At 71.6% G+C, this 17,214-nt stretch carries 13 protein-coding genes; 5 read left to right on the forward strand and 8 right to left on the reverse strand.

Features of this window, described 5'->3' with window-relative positions:
• The first annotated feature begins 62 nt into the window (after positions 1 to 62).
• Both ACQHII_RS13195 and ACQHII_RS13200 read left to right on the forward strand, forming a co-directional pair.
• Positions 63 to 1,109, forward strand: a complete 1,047-nt coding sequence (locus tag ACQHII_RS13195) for an SPFH domain-containing protein (RefSeq protein WP_427919501.1) — start codon at positions 63 to 65, stop codon at positions 1,107 to 1,109.
• On the forward strand, positions 1,106 to 2,005 hold the full coding sequence (locus ACQHII_RS13200; protein WP_427919502.1) for a hypothetical protein: 900 nt from the start codon (positions 1,106 to 1,108) through the stop codon (positions 2,003 to 2,005). Before ACQHII_RS13195 ends, ACQHII_RS13200 begins: the two co-directional genes overlap by 4 nt.
• 110 nt (positions 2,006 to 2,115) lie before the next feature.
• Here ACQHII_RS13200 and ACQHII_RS13205 read toward each other — a convergent pair whose 3' ends face one another.
• The 3 genes from ACQHII_RS13205 to ACQHII_RS13215 form a co-directional block, all read right to left on the reverse strand.
• Positions 2,116 to 4,677: a polynucleotide kinase-phosphatase gene (locus tag ACQHII_RS13205; protein ID WP_427919503.1), complete on the reverse strand. Its 2,562-nt coding sequence runs from the start codon at positions 4,675 to 4,677 to the stop codon at positions 2,116 to 2,118.
• On the reverse strand, positions 4,674 to 6,140 hold the full coding sequence (locus ACQHII_RS13210; RefSeq protein WP_427919504.1) for a 3' terminal RNA ribose 2'-O-methyltransferase Hen1: 1,467 nt from the start codon (positions 6,138 to 6,140) through the stop codon (positions 4,674 to 4,676). The genes ACQHII_RS13205 and ACQHII_RS13210 overlap by 4 nt, the downstream gene beginning before the upstream one ends.
• 130 nt (positions 6,141 to 6,270) lie before the next feature.
• Positions 6,271 to 6,930 (reverse strand): TetR/AcrR family transcriptional regulator, encoded by a 660-nt coding sequence (locus ACQHII_RS13215; protein ID WP_427919505.1) that lies wholly within the window; start codon positions 6,928 to 6,930, stop codon positions 6,271 to 6,273.
• A gap of 166 nt (positions 6,931 to 7,096) precedes the next feature.
• On the opposite strand from ACQHII_RS13215, the gene ACQHII_RS13220 reads away from it, so the two are divergent.
• The gene (locus ACQHII_RS13220; RefSeq protein ID WP_427919506.1) at positions 7,097 to 8,560 is read left to right on the forward strand and encodes an MFS transporter; all 1,464 of its coding nucleotides are present in this window, start codon (positions 7,097 to 7,099) and stop codon (positions 8,558 to 8,560) included.
• 82 nt (positions 8,561 to 8,642) lie between these two features.
• On the opposite strand, the gene ACQHII_RS13225 is transcribed toward ACQHII_RS13220, so the two are convergent.
• Positions 8,643 to 9,566: an LLM class F420-dependent oxidoreductase gene (locus tag ACQHII_RS13225; protein ID WP_427919507.1), complete on the reverse strand. Its 924-nt coding sequence runs from the start codon at positions 9,564 to 9,566 to the stop codon at positions 8,643 to 8,645.
• 244 nt (positions 9,567 to 9,810) lie between these two features.
• Between ACQHII_RS13225 and ACQHII_RS13230 the strand changes: the two genes are divergently transcribed.
• On the forward strand, positions 9,811 to 9,987 hold the full coding sequence (locus tag ACQHII_RS13230) for a hypothetical protein (protein WP_200812174.1): 177 nt from the start codon (positions 9,811 to 9,813) through the stop codon (positions 9,985 to 9,987).
• A gap of 32 nt (positions 9,988 to 10,019) precedes the next feature.
• Here the strand turns inward: ACQHII_RS13230 and ACQHII_RS13235 are convergent, their stop codons facing one another.
• From ACQHII_RS13235 to ACQHII_RS13250, 4 genes are all read right to left on the reverse strand, one after another.
• Complete coding sequence (locus tag ACQHII_RS13235) at positions 10,020 to 10,502, reverse strand: DUF6099 family protein (RefSeq protein ID WP_427919508.1); 483 nt, start codon at positions 10,500 to 10,502, stop codon at positions 10,020 to 10,022.
• Between the two features lie 200 nt (positions 10,503 to 10,702).
• Entirely contained in the window at positions 10,703 to 11,029 is a 327-nt protein-coding gene (locus ACQHII_RS13240) for a nucleotide pyrophosphohydrolase (RefSeq protein WP_262063276.1), read from the reverse strand.
• Positions 11,026 to 12,336 (reverse strand): AAA family ATPase, encoded by a 1,311-nt coding sequence (locus ACQHII_RS13245; protein ID WP_427919509.1) that lies wholly within the window; start codon positions 12,334 to 12,336, stop codon positions 11,026 to 11,028. The genes ACQHII_RS13240 and ACQHII_RS13245 overlap by 4 nt, the downstream gene beginning before the upstream one ends.
• A gap of 98 nt (positions 12,337 to 12,434) precedes the next feature.
• Positions 12,435 to 12,830 carry a cell division protein SepF gene (locus ACQHII_RS13250; RefSeq protein ID WP_427919510.1) on the reverse strand — a complete coding sequence of 132 codons (396 nt, stop codon included), beginning with the start codon at positions 12,828 to 12,830 and terminating at the stop codon, positions 12,435 to 12,437.
• Between the two features lie 198 nt (positions 12,831 to 13,028).
• Here ACQHII_RS13250 and ACQHII_RS13255 point away from each other — a divergent pair, with 198 nt between their 5' ends.
• Positions 13,029 to 17,087 carry a molybdopterin-dependent oxidoreductase gene (locus ACQHII_RS13255; RefSeq protein ID WP_427919511.1) on the forward strand — a complete coding sequence of 1,353 codons (4,059 nt, stop codon included), beginning with the start codon at positions 13,029 to 13,031 and terminating at the stop codon, positions 17,085 to 17,087.
• The last annotated feature ends 127 nt before the right edge of the window (positions 17,088 to 17,214 follow it).

Genomic DNA, 17,214 nt, shown 5'->3' on the forward strand with positions numbered 1-17,214 from the left:
TCTTACTGACGAGATCGATGCGGGATCCCACGGGATCTTCTGACCGGATCTGAGGGACTCTGATGGCCGACATCACCCGGCGCCTGGGCTGGCGCCACCTGCGCGGGGCTCCGACGGCGCACATCCGCCACCACCGCTCGGGCAAGTTGCTGCACGACGGGCCCGGACTCAGCTTCTGGTTCCGGGCGTTGACCGCCGCGCTCTCCGAAGTACCGGTCGACGACCGGGAGTTGGCCATGACCTTCCACGCCCGTACGTCCGACTTCCAGGACGTGGCGGTCCAGGCGACCGTCACCTACCGCATCAGCGACCCGGCCCTCGCCTCCGCACGGCTCGACTTCTCGGTCGACCCGGACACGGGGGTGTGGAGAGGCGCGCCCCTGGAACAGCTGGGCACCCTGCTGACCGAGACGGCCCAGCAGCACGCGCTGGCGGTGCTGGCCCGGACGCCGTTGGCGTCCGCACTCGTCGACGGGGTGACAGCGGTACGGGAACGGATCGCGGCCGGGCTCGGCACCGAACCCAGGTTGCCCGCGACCGGCATCGAGGTGGTCGCCGTCCGCGTGATGGCGCTGCGGCCCGAGCCCGAGGTGGAGCGGGCGCTGCGCACCCCGGCCCGCGAGCAGATCCAGCAGGAGGCGGACAAGGCGACCTACGAGCGGCGCGCGGTGGCCGTCGAGCGCGAACGCGCGATCGCCGAGAACGAGCTCGACAGCCAGATCGAACTCGCCCGCCGCGAGGAGCAGTTGGTCGACCAGCGCGGCACCAACGCCCGCCGCGAGGCCGAGGAGCACGCGGCGGCCGACGGGGTCCGCGCGGAGGCGGAGGCGACCCGTACGGTACGGCTGGCCGACGCCGAGGCGGCGCGTTCCGTACGGCTGGCCCGTGCCGAGGCGGAGGGTTCGCGCGAGGTGGGCGACGCGCGGGCGTACGCCCAGGCGGCCTGGCTGCGGGTGCACGCCGACGTCGACGTCGCCACTCTTCACGCGCTCACCGGAACGCGGCTCGCGGAGAACCTGCCGAACATCGACAGCGTCACGATCTCGCCGGACGTGCTGACGGGGCTGCTCGCCAGGCTCGGTGCCGGTGGCGGCGAGGCCGGCGCGTGAGCCTCGCACCGCGGGTCGTCCTCGTCCACCGGACCACGGAGTACGAGGAGTTGGTGGCCCGGCACGGGACGCACGGCCAGGCCGCGTACTTCCTGCGGTCGCGCGGCCGGGACATCGAGGAGGTCGCCGAACGGCACCGCCGGACGCGCCGGGCGCTGGCCGAGGTCTCGTCGTCAGTACCGCTGACGTGGCGTCAGACGCAGGTGGAACGGGCCGACCTGGACCGGTTCCTCTTCGCGCCGGAGGACGTGGTGGTCGTGGTCGGGCAGGACGGGCTGGTGGCGAATGTCGCCAAGTACCTCACCGGGCAACCGGTGTTGGGCTTCGACACGGATCCCGGGCGCAACCCGGGGGTCCTGGTGCGGCACCGGCCGTCGGACGCGGGCGTCCTGCTGGCGTCCGCCGGTGCGGCCCGTACGGGGGTGGACGAACTGACCATGGTCGAGGCCGTCGCCGACGACACGCAGCGGCTGGTCGCGCTCAACGAGATCTATCTGGGAGCCGTCGGTCATCAGACGGCCCGATACCGCCTGGGTCTGGAGGGCGACGGGGGTGTCGTCGAGACCCAGGCATCCTCCGGGGTGCTCGTGGGAACGGGCACCGGGGCCACGGGGTGGCTCCGGTCGGTGTGGCAGGAGCGGGGCAGTGCCCTCGCCCTGCCACACCCCTCGGAGGACCGGCTGGTGTGGTTCGTACGGGAGGCTTGGCCTTCGCCGGCGACGGGGACGTCGCTGGTCGCCGGCGAGCTGTCCGGGTCCGCTTCGCTTCAACTCACTGTGGAGTCGGAGCAGTTGATTGTGTTCGGGGACGGGATGGAGGGGGATGCGGTGGAGTTGACGTGGGGGCAGGTGGTGGGGGTCGGGGTTTGTGGGGAGCGGTTGCGGTTGGTGGGTTGAAAGACCTTTCCCACCCACCCACCCGTTTGCTGTCTCTTAAAGAGTGACCGTCAAAACGGCCGAGTCGGGTGGGTCGGAAGCGGAGGGGCTGGGGGCGGAGCCCCCAGCGGCTACAGCCTCGGGTCCACCGGCTCCGACTCCAGCGCCAATACCCCGAACACCGCCTCATGCACCCGCCACAGCGGCTCGCCCTCCGCCAGTCGGTCGAGGGCCTCCAGACCGAGTGCGTACTCCCGGATCGCCAGCGAGCGCTTGTGGTTCAGGAAACGTCCGCGCAGGCGGGTGAGGTTGTCGGGGCGGGTGTACTCGGGGCCGTAGATGATCCGCAGGTACTCGCGGCCACGGCACTTGATGCCCGGTTGGACCAGGCGGCCCGATGCGTCGCGTACCACCGCGCCCACCGGCTTGACGACCATGCCCTCGCCGCCCCGGCCGGTCATCTCCAGCCACCAGTCGACGCCCGCCTGGATCGACTCGGGGTCGCCGGTGTCGACGTACAGGCGGCGGGTGGTCTGGAGCAGGCCGGTGCTGTCGTGTTCCACCAGCCGGTCCAGCAGGGCGAGTTGTTCGTCGTGCGGGAGTGCGGCGAGGCTGCGGCCCTGGACCGCGAGGAGCTGGAACGGGGCCAGGCGGACACCGTCGAGGCCCTCGGTCGGCCAGCAGTAGCGGCGGTACGCGTCCGTGAACGCCGATGCGTCGGCGGCCCGTTCGCGCTGCCGGGAGAGGAGGTCCGTGACGTCCACGCCCCGTCCGGCGGCACCCTCCAGCGCGGCCAGCGCGCCCGGGAACACCGCCCCGGCCGCCGCGCCGACCGCCGCGTACTGACCGCGCAGCAGCCCGGACGCCTTCAGCGACCACGGCATCAACTCCGCGTCCAGCAGCACCCAGTCGGTGTCGAGAGCCGTCCAGAGGTCTGCCGCGTCCAGCGCCGCCCGCAGTCGGCCGAGGATCTCCTCCGTGACCGTCGGGTCGTCGAAGAAGGGGCGGCCCGTGCGGGTGTGGAGCGAGCCCGTCGGGCCGCCCTCGACACCGAACCGCTTCGCCGCCGTCTCCGCGTCCCGGCACACCAGCGTCACCGCCCGCGAGCCCATGTGCTTCTCCTCGCACACGACCCGCGTCACCCCGTCCTCCGCGTACTGCGCGAACGCCTCCGCCGGGTGCTCCAAGTAGCCGTCGACACGCGAGGTCGCCGTCGGCGCCATCGTCGGCGGCAGGTACGGCAGCAGGCGCGGGTCGATCGCGAAGCGGCTCATGACCTCCAGGGCCGCCGCCGCGTTCTCCTCGCGGACCGACACCCGGCCGGCGTGCCGGGTCTCCACCACTCGTCGGCCGTGCACGTCCGCCAGGTCGAGCGGGCGGCCGTCGTGGCCGCCGGGGGCCTCCGAGCGCAGCGGGCGGGTCGGCTCGTACCAGACCTGCTCGGCCGGTACGTCGACCAGCTCCCGCTCCGGCCAGCGCAGCGCGGTGAGCTTGCCGCCGAAGACGGCGCCCGTGTCGAGGCAGATGGTGTTGTTGAGCCAGGTGGCCTCGGGGACCGGGGTGTGGCCGTAGACGACGGCCGCGCGGCCCCGGTAGTCCTCGGCCCACGGGTAGCGCACGGGCAGGCCGAACTCGTCGGTCTCGCCGGTCGTGTCGCCGTACAGCGCGTGCGAGCGGACCCGGCCGGAGGTGCGGCCGTGGTACTTCTCGGGCAGACCGGCGTGGCAGACCACCAGTCGGCCGCCGTCGAGGACGTAGTGGCTGACGAGTCCGTCGATGAACTCCCTCACCTGGGAACGGAATGCGTCGGTCTCCTCCTCCATCTGCTCGATCGTCTCGGCGAGGCCGTGGGTGTGCTGGACCTTGCGGCCCTTGAGGTGGCGGCCGTACTTGTTCTCGTGGTTGCCCGGTACGCACAGCGCGTTGCCCGACCCGACCATGGACATCACGCGGCGCAGTACGCCGGGCGAGTCGGGGCCGCGGTCGACGAGGTCGCCGACGAAGACGGCCGTACGGCCCGCCGGGTGGACGCCGTCGTCGTAGCCCAACTTGCCGAGCAGGGTCTCCAGTTCGGCGGCGCAGCCGTGGATGTCGCCGATAATGTCGAAGGGGCCGGTGAGGTGGGTCAGGTCGTTGAAGCGCTTCTCGGTGACGATCGTGGCGTTCTCGATGTCCTCGACACCGCGCAGGACGTGCACCTTGCGGAAGCCCTCGCGCTCCAAGCCCCGCAGGGAGCGGCGGAGTTCGCGGGTGTGGCGGGTGATGACGCGGCGCGGCATGTCGGCGCGGTCGGAGCGCGTGGCGTTGCGCTCGGCGCACACCTCCTCCGGCACGTCGAGCACGATGGCGATGGGCAGGACGTCGAACTGCTTTGCCAGATCGATCAGTTGGCGCCGGCTGTCCTGCTGCACGCTGGTCGCGTCGACGACCGTGCGGCGGCCGGCGGCGAGGCGCTTGCCCGCGATGTAGTGCAGGACGTCGAAGGCGTCCCGGGTGGCGCTCTGGTCGTTCTCGTCGTCGGAGACCAGGCCGCGGCAGAAGTCCGAGGAGATGATCTCGGTGGGCTTGAAGTGGCGGTGCGCGAAGGTGGACTTGCCGGAGCCGGAGGCACCGATCAGGACCACGAGGGAGAGGTCGGTGACGGGCAGGACCCGCCCCCGCTTCTCGTTCTTCGAAACCTGTGTCTCGGTCATGCCGCCTTCGCCTCCTTCGTGATCGTCTGCTGCTTGAAGACCGCCATCTGGGTGGGCGGTCCGACTTCGGGGTCGTCGGGTCCGACGGGTACGAACTCGACCTCGTAGCCGTGCCGTTGGCCCACCTTCGCCGCCCACTCCGCGAACTCCGCGCGCGTCCACTCGAAGCGGTGGTCGCCGTGCCGGACGTGTCCGGCCGGGAGGGTCTCCCAGCGGACGTTGTACTCGACGTTCGGGGTGGTGACGACGACCGTCCTGGGGCGGGCGGCGCCGAACACCGCGTACTCCAGTGCCGGCAGCCGGGGCAGGTCGAGGTGCTCGATCACCTCGCTGAGCACGGCGGCGTCGTACCCCTTGAGACGGTTGTCGGTGTAGGCGAGCGAACTCTGGAAGAGCTGGACGCGCGAGGACTGCCGCTCCCCCATGCGGTCGAGCTTGAGGCGGCGGCTCGCGATGGTGAGCGCGCGCATCGACACGTCGGTGCCGACGATCTCCGTGAACCGGGTGTCCTTGAGCAGCGCCTGCACCAACTGGCCCTGCCCGCAGCCGAGATCGAGCACGCGGCCGGCGCCGGACGCCTTGAGCGCCTCGACGATCGCGTCCCGGCGCTGCACGGCGAGCGGTGTCGGCTTCTCCTCGGTCTCGGTCTCCGGCGCGACGGCGTTGTCGATCTCCTCGACCCCGCTGTCGTCGGCCTCGGCGAGCCGTACCAGTTCCAGCCGCTCCATGGCCTCCCGGGTGAGGGACCAACGGCGGGACAGATAACGGCTGGTGATCAGCTTCTGCTCGGGGTGCGCGGGCAGCCAGCCCTCGCCGGCGCGCAGCAGTTTGTCGACCTCGTCGGGGGCCACCCAGTAGTGCTTGGCGTCGTCGAGGACCGGGAGCAGGACGTAGAGGTGGCGCAGCGCCTCGGCGAGGGTCAGCGTCTGCGACTCCAGTACGAGGCTCACGTACCGCGAGTCGCCCCACTCGGGAAACTCGGCGTCCAGCGCGACCGGTTGGGCGGTGACCGTCCAGCCGAGGGGTGCGAAGAGCTTCCGTACGAGGTCGGCTCCGCCCCTGGCGGGCAGTGCGGGTACCTCGATGCGCAGCGGCAGCGGCCGGGCGGCGCGCTCGGGGCGGGCGTTGCACACCCCGCGCATGGCGCTGGAGAAGACCGCGCTGAGGGCGACGGCGAGCAGTGAAGAGGCCGCGTACGGGCGGTCGTTGACGTACTGCGCGAGCGCCGCGTCGGGCGCTCCGCCGCGCCCCTTGCCCTTGCCGCGCCGGACCAGTGCCACCGCGTCGACCTCCAGCAACAGCGCCGCCGTGCAGCGCCCGGCATCCGCCTCGGGGTAGAGGACGTACGCCTGGCCGTAGGACGTGGAGAACGCCTGCGCCTTCTCGGGATGCTTGTGCAGCAGGAACCCGAGGTCGGTGGCGGGGAGTTCGGGGGTGCCGGTGGTACTGATCGTCAGGAACATGCGGAGGACCTCTCCGACGGGTGGATGAGTGCGGTGCCGTGCGTGCGAGAGCCCCCGGGGTCGGTGATCCCGGGGGCTCGGCAGGACGACCGTTCCACCTTCGCACAGGGTGGGCGAGCTGTGCCTTCGGTTATTGCGCGGGGTTCCCCGCCAGCCGTTCCACCGTCGTGACCGTCTGCTCGACGATCGTGTCGAAGAGGCGGGCGTGGGCGGCGGGGAGGCCGGCGAGGAGGGGGCGGAGGGCGTCCGTCGCGGGGTCGGGGGCGTCGTCGAGGAGGGCGGTCATCTCCTCGTCGGGTCTGCGGTAGCCCTCGTAGACGGCGTGGCCGGTCATCGTCGAGCAGATGAGGGTGACGGCCAGCGCCAGGTCCCCGGCGGAGAGGCCGGCCGGCGTGAGGATCTCGCGCAGGCGGGTCAGCCCGGGGATCCAGGCGGGGTGCCGGGTCGTCGTCATGTACGGCATGAGCTGGGGGTAGGGGCGGAGGTTGGCCTGCCCGGCGCGCATCCAGGCGCGGAGGCGGTCGGGCCAGGGGCCCTCGGGGATGGGGTCGCGGCGCATGGCTTCGAGGACGTGGTCGGCTGCCGCCTGGAGGAGGGCGTCGCGGTCCGGGAAGTAGCGGTAGAGGGCCATGGGGGCGGCGCCGACGGCGTCGGCGACCCGCTTGATGGTGAGGGAGACGGCCGGTTCGGCGAGCAGTACCTCGACCGCGCCCTCGACGATCCGCTCCCGTGACAGCCGGGGCGGGCGCCCCCTGCCCCGGCGGCCGGAACCCGTCGCCACCTGCGTCATCCGTTGCGCCTCTCCGTCCGCGACAGCCGTGCCCGGACAGGGGAAGGCTACCGCTCCGGCACTTTCCGGGCCTGGCTCCCATTATTTTGCGTATGGCGTACGAAAAACATGCCAGACTCGTTTCGTTCAGCCCCGTGTCTCGCACGCATCAGCCGGAGGCTTCGCCATGTCCGCGTCCGCCATCCCCACCCCGACCGCCGAGGGGGCCGGGCGCTCCGGCGCCGTCGTCTGGGTCCTGGCCCTCGGTGGGATCACCGTCTCGCTGATGCAGACGCTGATCATCCCGATCGTGCCCGAACTGCCGAAGCTGCTGAACTCCTCGCCGTCCGACGCCACTTGGGCGATCACCGCGACCCTGCTGGCCGGTGCGGTCGCCAACCCGGTGGTCGGGCGGCTCGGGGACATGTACGGCAAGCGGCGGATGCTGCTGCTCAACCTCGTGCTGCTGATAGCGGGTTCGGTGGTCGGCGCGCTCAGCGACTCGCTCGCGCCGATGATCGTCGGACGGGCGCTCCAGGGCTTCTCGATGGCGGTCATCCCGCTCGGCATCAGCATCATGCGCGACGAACTCCCGCCCGAGCGGCTGGGATCGGCGACCGCGCTGATGAGCGCCTCGCTCGGGGTGGGCGGCGCGCTGGGGCTGCCGACGGCCGCGTTCATCGCCGAGAAGGCGGACTGGCACGTGCTGTTCTGGACGGCGGCGGTGCTGGGCGCCGTCGTGACCGCGCTCGTCGTGACGCTCGTACCGGAGTCGGCGGTGCGCAGCGGCGGCCGGTTCGACGTCGTGGGCGGCGTCGGGATGTCGATCGGTCTGGTGTGTCTGCTGCTCGCCGTCTCCAAGGGGGCGGACTGGGGCTGGGGCAGCGGGACGACGACCGGCCTGTTCGTGGTGGCCGTCGTCGTGCTGCTGGTGTGGGGCTGGTGGGAGCTGCGCACCGATCGGCCGCTGGTCGATCTGCGGACCAGCGCGCGGCGCCAGGTGCTGCTGACGAACCTAGCGTCCGTGGTGTTCGGCTTCGCCATGTTCGCCATGTCGCTGGCCGTGCCGCAGCTGCTCCAACTGCCCACGCTCACCGGCTACGGCCTCGGCCAGACCGTGCTCGCGGCGGGCCTCACGCTCGGCCCCTCCGGCCTGGTCATGATGGCCACGGCACCGCTGTCCGCCCGGATCTCGGCGGCGGCCGGGCCCCGGGTCACCCTCATGCTGGGCGCGCTGATCGTGGCCGCGGGTTACGGCCTCGGCGTCGTCATGCTGGCCGCGGTCTGGCAGGTCGTCGTGGTGTGCTGCGTGATCTCCGCCGGGGTCGGTCTCGCCTACGGCGCGATGCCCGCGCTCATCATGGGGGCCGTGCCGCTGTCGGAGACGGCCGCCGCGAACAGCCTCAACAGCCTGATGCGGTCCATCGGTACGTCCGCCTCCAGCGCCGTCGCCGGAGTCGTACTGGCACACATGACGACGACGTTCGGCTCGCTGACGGTCCCCTCCCACGACGGTTTCCGCGTGATCATGGGCATCGGTTCGGCGGCGGCCCTGGCGGCCCTGGCCCTGGCCGCGTTCCTCCCGGGCCGGCGGCCGGCCGTCGGCGCGGGGGTGCCGGCGGCGGCCTCCGCCGAGGTGGGGGCGAGGTAGGGGTACTGAAAAAGTGTGTCACTTTGCCCTGAAAGTGACACACTTTTTCGGAGGTGGTACCCCCTGCCCCGCCCTCGCGGTGCTACGACAGCTGCGACTGCACCTGGGACGAGATCAGCTCCAGGTGGTCCAGGTCGTCGAGGTCGAGGACCTGGAGGTAGACGCGCCGGGAGCCGGTCTCGGCGTAGCGGCCGATCTTGTCGACGACCTCGGACGGGGAGCCCGCCAGGCCGTTGGCCTTGAGCTCGTCGACCTCGCGGCCGATCACGGCGGCGCGGCGGGCGACCTCCTGGTCGTCCTTGCCGACGCAGACGACGAGGGCGTTGGAGTAGATCAGGTCGTCCGCCTTGCGGCCGGCCGCCTCGGCGGCGGCGCGGACCCGGCCGAACTGCCGCTCGCTGTCCTCGATCGAGGCGAACGGCATGTTGAACTCGTCGGCGTACCGCGCGGCCAGCTTCGGGGTACGGCTCGCGCCGTGGCCGCCGATCAGCACGGGGATCCGGGACTGCGCGGGCTTGGGCAGCGCGGGCGAGTCGGTCAGGTCGTAGTAGGTGCCGTGGTAGTCGAAGGTGTCGCCGGGCTTGGTCTCCCAGAGGCCGGTGACGATCGCGAGCTGCTCCTCAAGGCGGGCGAACTTCTCCTTGGGGAAGGGGATGCCGTACGCCTTGTGCTCCTGCTCGAACCAGCCCGCGCCCAGGCCGAGTTCGACCCGGCCGCCCGACATCTGGTCGACCTGCGCGACCTGGATGGCGAGGACGCCGGGGAGGCGGAAGGTGCCGGCCGTCATCAGGGTGCCGAGGCGGATCCGCTTGGTCTCGCGGGCGAGGCCGGCCAGGGTGAGCCAGGCGTCGGTGGGGCCGGGGAGGCCGTCCCCCGACCCCATGCTCAGAAAATGATCAGACCGAAAAAAGGCGTCGAAGCCCAGATCCTCGGTGGCCTTGGCCACGGCGAGCAGGGTGTCGTAGGTGGCCCCCTGCTGGGGCTCGGTGAAGATACGGAGATCCATGTCTCCATCCTGCACTCCGGGGTGCCGGTCAACCCCACCGGTCCCCGCGGCCCCACTCCTGCCCGGTCGGGTGAAATTGCGTCAACCGTGCGCACGGGGACTGCCCGTGCCAGTGACCCGCCCCGGTGATGATCGTTGGCTCGGGCGGAGCCGGACCGCCCGGATTCCCGCACCGGCAAGGCGACGTCGGGGCGTCACCCGCATCGGCCTCCGCTCTCGGAGGCCACGGGCCGAGGAGGCCGTCATGTCCGAAGAAGCCGTGCCGCAGCAGGGCGGGCCCGCACAACCGAAGGGGTTGTTGCAGCAGATGGAGGAGCTGATGGCGTCACTGAACGCGGACCTGTCCGCCCTCGACGCGGATCTGCAGTCGGCCGGAAGCACGGGGTCGGTGTCCGCCGAGGAGGGCGGCGCGACCGTCTGACGCTTCTGCGGCGCCGGAGGCGGACGTCTCTCTCACCCCGCCTCCCGCTCCGGTATCTCCGCCGGCTCCGCCCGCTCCCGGTCCGCCAGTCTTCGCAGCATCTCCAGGACCCGGTCCCGCGACTCGTCGGCCGCGTCGATCGCCTCCATGCACTGCCAGTACGTGCCCTCGTCGTCCGCCGCGCAGGCGATGCCGACCAGGGCGATGCCGACCTCGCCGAGCAGGCCGCCGAGGCAGAGGAGAGCGAGCCGGGCATCGCCCAACTCGGTGAGCTGCGCCGCCCGTAAGTCCTCTATCGCCAGCACTGGCGTGTCGAGGACGCCGCAGCCCCGGCCCGCCAGCTCGGTCAACCCCAGCGCCTCACCGCGCAGTTCGGGCGGGCCGAAGACCGCGAGGCGGCTGCCGATCGCCTGGGCGAGGGCCTGCGCCTGCCACACCTCGGTCATGGTCCCCGGCACGTCCCCGCTTCCGGCCAGGGCGCGCCTGCTCGTCACGATGAGCCGCATCGCGTCCATGCACTGCCCCCGTCATATCCCGACGCGCTGTTCGCACGTCCGCCCGAACTCCCTTGTCCACTACCCAGAGTGAGAGTCACTGAGACGAAAAGCCAGAGGAAGGCGGAAATCTGTGGACAACAAATCGGTTGCGGACAGATGAATGACTCCGGAGAGTGAAAATGGACGCGCCCGCTCCCCCAACTTGTCCATTACGGCCGTCACGGCCGGGGGAACCGGTCCTCGTTCCGGTCGATCTTCGCCTCCAGCGCGGCGAGCGGGTCGATGCCGAGCACCTCGCACAACTGAAGCAAGTAGGCGAGTACGTCGGCGACTTCGTCCCGCACCCGGTGCGCGCTGTCCGGGTCGTCCATGACCCGCGCGGACTCCTCGGGGGTCAACCACTGGAAGATCTCGACCAGTTCGGAGGCCTCCACGCTGAGCGCGGCGACGAGGTTCTTGGGGGTGTGGTAGGGCTGCCAGTTCCGTGCGGCGGCGAACTCCGCCAGTCTGCGCTGCAGTTTCGCCACGTCGAGATGTTCTGTCACGGCACCAGGTGTACCACCGTGACCCCCTCGACCCGCTCGGCCCAGGACGCGTCGCTCACCGCGCCGACCAGCCGGATGTGGCCGCGCTCGCACATCCGGGCGGCGAGCCGCAGCAGTTCGGCCCGTTGCCGTACGTCCAGTGCGCGGTCGAGTCCGTCGGCGAGGACGGTGAGGGTCTGCATCGCGGCCGGGACCTCGCCGGGCGGGTCCACCTCCAGGACGCCGGGGCCGGTGAGGAGTACCAACGCGAGGGCCGCGTAACGGAGTTCACCGTCGCCGAGCCGGCCGAAGCCGGTGCGGCCGCGGTCGCCCCGGTCGAGCACGGCCCCGACCAGGCCGTCGCCCAGCGGTTCCGCGAGCACGTCCGCGACGGTTCCGGCGCATCCGGTGCGGACGGCAGCGACGAGTTGGGCGTGCCGTCGTCCGCACTCGCTCCGGGTGCGCCACAGCACGTCGGCGAGGTTGGCGCAGTCCCGCAGCAGCCGGCCGTCGCCGATCGGCACGGGTGCGCGCATCCGCTCGGGCACCGGGTCGCAGGCGAAGACGGAGCGCAGGGCGACCACCATCTGCTCGGCGGCGGCGAGGACTTGGCGCTGCCCGTCCGTCTTGCCCGCGACGCGCAAGGGCAGCAGGGCGGTACCGAGCCGGTCGTCGGGCAGCGGGGCGCGGGTGACCGGTGACGAACCCGCCGTGTGCCAGGCGGCCTGCACCGAGCGGCGGGTGGGATCACGCAGGGCGGTCTCCAGGAGGACCAGCCCGCCGGACGTCAACCGCTCGCCCACGATGCGGAGTTCGGGCTCGGCCTGGACGGCGACGTCGAGCCGTACCGGGCCCTCGGGTCCGTCCGCCGTGCAGCCGATGCGGAAGCCGCGCCGGCGCTGGGCGTCGGGCCGGGCGCGGTCCGGGACGCAGGCGACCGGGTCCGGGAACACCTCCCCCACCTCGCCTCCGCCGCCGAGCCGCGCGAGTGCCTCGTAGGCCCGCAGCGCGCTCGTCTTGCCGCAGCCGCTGGGCCCGGCGAAGAGGGTGAGGGGCCCGAGCGGGAACCCGACGCCCCGGTGCGTGGCGAACGCCGACAGGCGCAGCTCGGTGAGGTGCGGCCGGCCGGGGTGGGTCTCGGTGCGACCGGGGTCCGCCGGAGCAGGCGCGTTCGCCGACGGCGGGGCGACGCGGGCCGACGGCTTTGGCGAAGGCCGAGCCCGGGGCGAGGCCGCTTCCGGCGACCGCCCCTGCGGCGGCACGGACTCGGGCGAGCGGGAGTACTCCGGCGGCAGAGAGGACTCGGACGACTGGGGCGACTGGGGCATATCCGGACCGTAGGCCTCCGCTGCGAGGCGAACCGTTCCGTCCCGGGGACCTTCCTACGATCGGGGGACCGCCCCCACCACTCCCGCCGCCGCGCGGCTCACACGCCCGGAACCCCCGCCCCCTCCATCAGCCCCCGCACTTCCGTCCCAGGTGGTGTGAGCAGGAACACATTCCGGTCGACGCGAGTCATCCCGCTCGACAGGCCGAAGACGACGCCCGTGCTGAAGTCGAGCACCCGCTTGGCGACCTCGGTCTCCGCGCCGGTCAGGTCGAGGAGCACGGGTATGCCCGCCATCAGGGTCTCCGCGACCTCGCGGGCGTCCCCGAACACGTTCACGCGCAGGACGACGAAGCGGCGGCGCGGCTCGGTCTCGGCCTCGGGTATCGCACGGTGGCTCACGGCGGACGGCCAGGCGTCCCGGCCCCGCAGCGGCACTACCTGCGCGAGCCCCTCCCACTGTTCGTCGGTGACATCGTGGCTGTTCACCGGCATGCTCCGTCCTGGGTCGCGCTGGCAGTCTGCATCCGGCAATTGTTGCGCACTGTCACCCGTTCGGCCCAACAGCGACACACTCCGCGACAAGATCGGCCGCATCTCACACCGGCCCCGAGCCGGTTGTGCAGCGCGCGTAACCCCTCATGATCGAGCCGCGTGACATCGGCGTAACGGGCAATTCGTACGGTCTACGGCATGACGACGAGCCTCCGCACACAGCAGGTACGAACGGTCTGCTCGTACTGCGGTGTGGGCTGCGGCATGCTGCTCGACGTCGGGGCGGGTCCCGACGGCAGGCGTACGGTCCTCAAGGCATCCGGCGACAAGGCGCACCCGGCGAACGCGGGACGGCTCTGCACCAAGGGCGCGACCACGGCGGAGATGCTCGCCGCGCCGGGCCGGCTGACCGGCGCGCTGGTCCGGGACGACCGGGGCGCGGAGCCGACGCCCGCGCCCGTCGCGGACGCCGTCGCCGAGACCGCGCGCCGGCTGCGGAGCATCGTCGACGAGCACGGGCCGGACGCGGTCGCCTTCTACGTCTCCGGGCAGATGAGCCTGGAGGCGCAGTACTTGGCGAACAAGCTGGCCAAGGGGTTCGTGCGGACGAACCAGATCGAGTCCAACTCCCGGCTGTGCATGGCGAGTGCGGGTGCCGGCTACAAGTCGTCGCTGGGCGCGGACGGGCCGCCCGGCTCGTACGAGGACTTCGAGCGGGCGGATGCGTTCCTGGTCATCGGCTCGAACATGGCCGACTGTCATCCGATCCTGTTCCTGCGGATGATGGAACGGGTCAAGGCGGGCGCCAAGCTGATCGTCGTCGATCCGCGCCGGACCGCCACGGCGGCGAAGGCGGATCTCTTCCTCCAGATCGCGCCGGGCACCGATCTCGCCCTGCTCAACGGCCTGTTGCGGCTGCTGCACGAGAACGGGCACACCGACCCGGAGTTCATCGCCGCGCACACCGAGGGCTGGGAGGCGCTGCCCGAGTTCCTCGCCGACTACGCGCCGGACTCCGTCGCCGCCCTCACCGGTCTCGCCGAGGACGACATCCGTACGGCGGCCCGGCTGATCGGCGAGGCGGGCGAGTGGATGAGCTGCTGGACGATGGGGCTCAACCAGTCCACGCACGGCACCTGGAACACCAACGCCCTGGTCAACCTGCATCTCGCGACGGGCGCCATCTGCCGCCCCGGCAGCGGGCCGTTCTCCCTCACCGGCCAGCCGAACGCGATGGGCGGCCGTGAAATGGGCTACATGGGACCGGGGTTGCCCGGCCAGCGGTCCGTACTGGTCGACGCGGAACGGGAGTTCACCGAGGAGGTGTGGGGTCTGCCGCCCGACACCCTCCGCGCGGACGGCGTCGGCCGGGGCACCGTCGAGATGTTCCAGAAGATGGCCGACGGCGACATCAAGGCCTGCTGGATCATCTGCACCAACCCGGTCGCCTCCGTCGCCAACCGGCGCACCGTCATCGAGGGCCTGGAGGCAGCCGAGTTCGTCGTCACCCAGGACGTCTTCACCGACACCGAGACCAACGCCTACGCCGACGTCGTCCTCCCCGGCGCCCTGTGGACCGAGTCCGAGGGCGTCCTCGTCAACAGCGAACGCACCCTCACCCTGGCCCGCCCGGTCGTCGACCCGCCCGGCGAGGCCACGTCCGACTGGCGGCTCATCGCGGCCGTCGCGTGCGCGATGGGCTACGAGAAGGGCTTCTCCTACGACAGCGCGGAGGAGGTCTTCGAGGAGATACGGCAGTTCTACAACCCGGTGACCGGGTGGGACCTGCGCGGGGTGACCTACGAGCGGCTGCGCGCCACGCCGGTGCAGTGGCCGGCGGCGGAGGAGGACGGGCCGGACCGCAATCCCATCCGGTATGTGGGCGGCGGTGAGCTGCGCTTCCCAACTCCCAGTGGGCGTGCGGTCTTTCACGCCCGGCCGCACATGCCGGCCGCCGAACTGCCCGACGACGACTACCCGTTCGTGCTCAACACGGGACGCCTTCAGCACCAGTGGCACACGCTGACGAAGACGGGAAAGGTCGCCAAGCTCAACAAGCTGAACCCCGGGCCCTTCGTCGAGCTGCATCCGCAGGACGCACGGGAGTTGGGGATCGCGGAGGGCGACTCGGTGGAGGTCGCGTCGCGGCGGGGGCGGGCGGTGCTGCCGGCCGTGGTGACCGACCGGGTACGGCCCGGGAACTGTTTCGCGCCGTTCCACTGGAACGACCTCTTCGGCGAGTATCTGAGCGTCAACGCGGTGACGAGCGACGCGGTCGATCCGGTGTCGTTCCAGCCGGAGTTCAAGGTGTGCGCGGTGTCGCTGGCGAAGGTGGCGAGCGCGCCGCCGAGTCCGGCAGACGTACAGCCCAGGGCACTTGAGCCGACCTCCGTGGCCCCGGGCGCGAATCCCTTCGGGCTCGACCCCGCCCCGCCGCCCGTGCTCACCGCGCAGGAACGCGTCTATCTGACCGGCTTCCTCGCGGGCATCGAGTCCGGTGCCCCGGGTGTGCCGACGCTTCCGCCGGACGCGCCCTTCAGCGCCGAACACGCCTTGTGGGTCAACGGTGTTCTGGCCGGGATGTATTCGAGGTCGACGGCCGCTCCCCCGCAGGAAGGGCGGCAACAGCCGCAGGCCGGGCGGCAGATCGTCGTGCTGTGGGCCTCGCAGACCGGCAATGCCGAGGAGTTGGCGACGGCCGCCGCCGAGCGTCTCGGCTCGGCCGGACACCGGGCGAGTCTGCTGGGCATGGACCAGGCCGACGTCGGCACGCTTCCGGCCGACGCCGATCTCCTCTTCATCACCAGCACGTTCGGCGACGGCGACGCCCCCGACAACGGCTCCGGCTTCTGGGACGCGCTCGCCGGCGAGCAGGCGCCCCGGCTGGACGGAGTGCGGTTCGCGGTGCTGGCCCTGGGCGACTCGTCGTACGACGACTTCTGCGGGCACGGGCGCCGACTGGACGCGCGGCTCGACGAGTTGGGCGGGGTGCGGCTGACTCCACGCACGGACTGCGAGCCGGACTTCGAGCCGTCGGCGGACGCGTGGCTGGGCCAGGTGATCACCGCGCTCGGCAGCGAGCCTGCCGCGGAAACGGCCGTCACGGAGCCGGCCGCCCCGAAACCGCCCGCCCGCGCCCCGAAGCCCGCCCCCGCGCTCGCCCGGCTGGTCGGCAACCGGCTGCTCAGCCGGCCCGGTGCGGGCAAGGAGGTGCGGCGGTTCACCTTCGACACCAGCGGGATCGACCTCACGTACGAGGCCGGTGACGCGCTCGGTGTACGGCCGGTCAACTCGCCCGGCCTGGTGGAGGAGTGGCTGACCGTCACCGGTGCCGATGCCGGGGCGGTCGTAGAGGTGGCGGGTGTCGGCGAGTTCCCTTTCGCCGAGGCGTTGCACCGGCAGCTGGACATCACCCGCATCACCCCGGACCTGCTCCGCTTCGTGGCCGAACGGGCGCGGGACGACCGGGAGTTGCGCAGGCTGCTGCGGCCCGACAACAAGGACCGGCTGGCGCAGTGGAGTTGGGGGCGGCAGGCGGTGGACGTGCTCGCCGAGTATCCGGTGAAGGCGGGCGCCAAGGACTGGGCCGGGGTGCTCAAGAGGCTTCAGCCGCGCCTGTACTCGATCAGCTCCAGCCCGCTCGTCGACCCGCACAGTGTGTCGCTGACGGTGTCGGTGGTGCGTTACGAGAACCTCGCGGGCCGTCCGCGCGGCGGGGTCTGCTCGCCGTTCCTGGCCGATGCCGAGGCGGGCACGGAGGTACCGGTGTTCGTGCAGCGGTCGCCGCACTTCCGGCCGCCCACCGACGCGGCGACGCCGATGGTGATGGTCGGGCCGGGGACGGGGGTCGCGCCGTTCGTCGGGTTCCTCCAGGAGCGGCGCGCGCTCGGGCACCCGGCGCCGAACTGGCTGTTCTTCGGCGAGCAGCACCGGGCGACGGACTTCTACTACGCGGAGGAACTCGCCGAGTTGGTCGACGAGGGCACGCTCGCCCGGCTCGACACCGCCTTCTCCCGGGACCAGCGGGCCAAGGTGTACGTGCAGGACCGGATGCGTGAGCACGGGCCGGAGTTGTGGCACTGGTTGCAGGAGGGCGCCCACTTCTATGTGTGCGGTGACGCCTCGCGGATGGCGAAGGACGTGGACCGGGCGCTGCGTGACATCGCGGTCGCGCACGGCGGTCTCGACGAGGCCGAGGCGGCTTCGTACGTGAAGCAACTGGCGGCGGCGAAACGGTATGTGCGCGATGTTTACTGAATGAACCGTTGGCTTCGGCCAGTTGAACAATGACGTTCGCTTTTGCTGCTTTCCCGCCACAAAACCGGACTTCTTACCACCCTCACACCCGACTCTTCACGATGCGCGACACCCCGCTCACCAGGGC

Source organism: Streptomyces sp. cg40 (genome assembly GCF_050320165.1).
Classification (GTDB): domain Bacteria; phylum Actinomycetota; class Actinomycetes; order Streptomycetales; family Streptomycetaceae; genus Streptomyces; species Streptomyces hokutonensis.

Coding starts and splice junctions, on each gene's coding strand:
- ACQHII_RS13195 (WP_427919501.1), top strand. CDS start 63: ATGGCCGACATCACCCGGCGCCTGGGCTGGCGCCACCTGCGCGGGGCT.
- ACQHII_RS13205 (WP_427919503.1), bottom strand. CDS start 4,677: ATGACCGAGACACAGGTTTCGAAGAACGAGAAGCGGGGGCGGGTCCTG.
- ACQHII_RS13210 (WP_427919504.1), bottom strand. CDS start 6,140: ATGTTCCTGACGATCAGTACCACCGGCACCCCCGAACTCCCCGCCACC.
- ACQHII_RS13215 (WP_427919505.1), bottom strand. CDS start 6,930: ATGACGCAGGTGGCGACGGGTTCCGGCCGCCGGGGCAGGGGGCGCCCG.
- ACQHII_RS13220 (WP_427919506.1), top strand. CDS start 7,097: ATGTCCGCGTCCGCCATCCCCACCCCGACCGCCGAGGGGGCCGGGCGC.
- ACQHII_RS13225 (WP_427919507.1), bottom strand. CDS start 9,566: ATGGATCTCCGTATCTTCACCGAGCCCCAGCAGGGGGCCACCTACGAC.
- ACQHII_RS13230 (WP_200812174.1), top strand. CDS start 9,811: ATGTCCGAAGAAGCCGTGCCGCAGCAGGGCGGGCCCGCACAACCGAAG.
- ACQHII_RS13235 (WP_427919508.1), bottom strand. CDS start 10,502: ATGGACGCGATGCGGCTCATCGTGACGAGCAGGCGCGCCCTGGCCGGA.
- ACQHII_RS13245 (WP_427919509.1), bottom strand. CDS start 12,336: ATGCCCCAGTCGCCCCAGTCGTCCGAGTCCTCTCTGCCGCCGGAGTAC.
- ACQHII_RS13250 (WP_427919510.1), bottom strand. CDS start 12,830: ATGCCGGTGAACAGCCACGATGTCACCGACGAACAGTGGGAGGGGCTC.
- ACQHII_RS13255 (WP_427919511.1), top strand. CDS start 13,029: ATGACGACGAGCCTCCGCACACAGCAGGTACGAACGGTCTGCTCGTAC.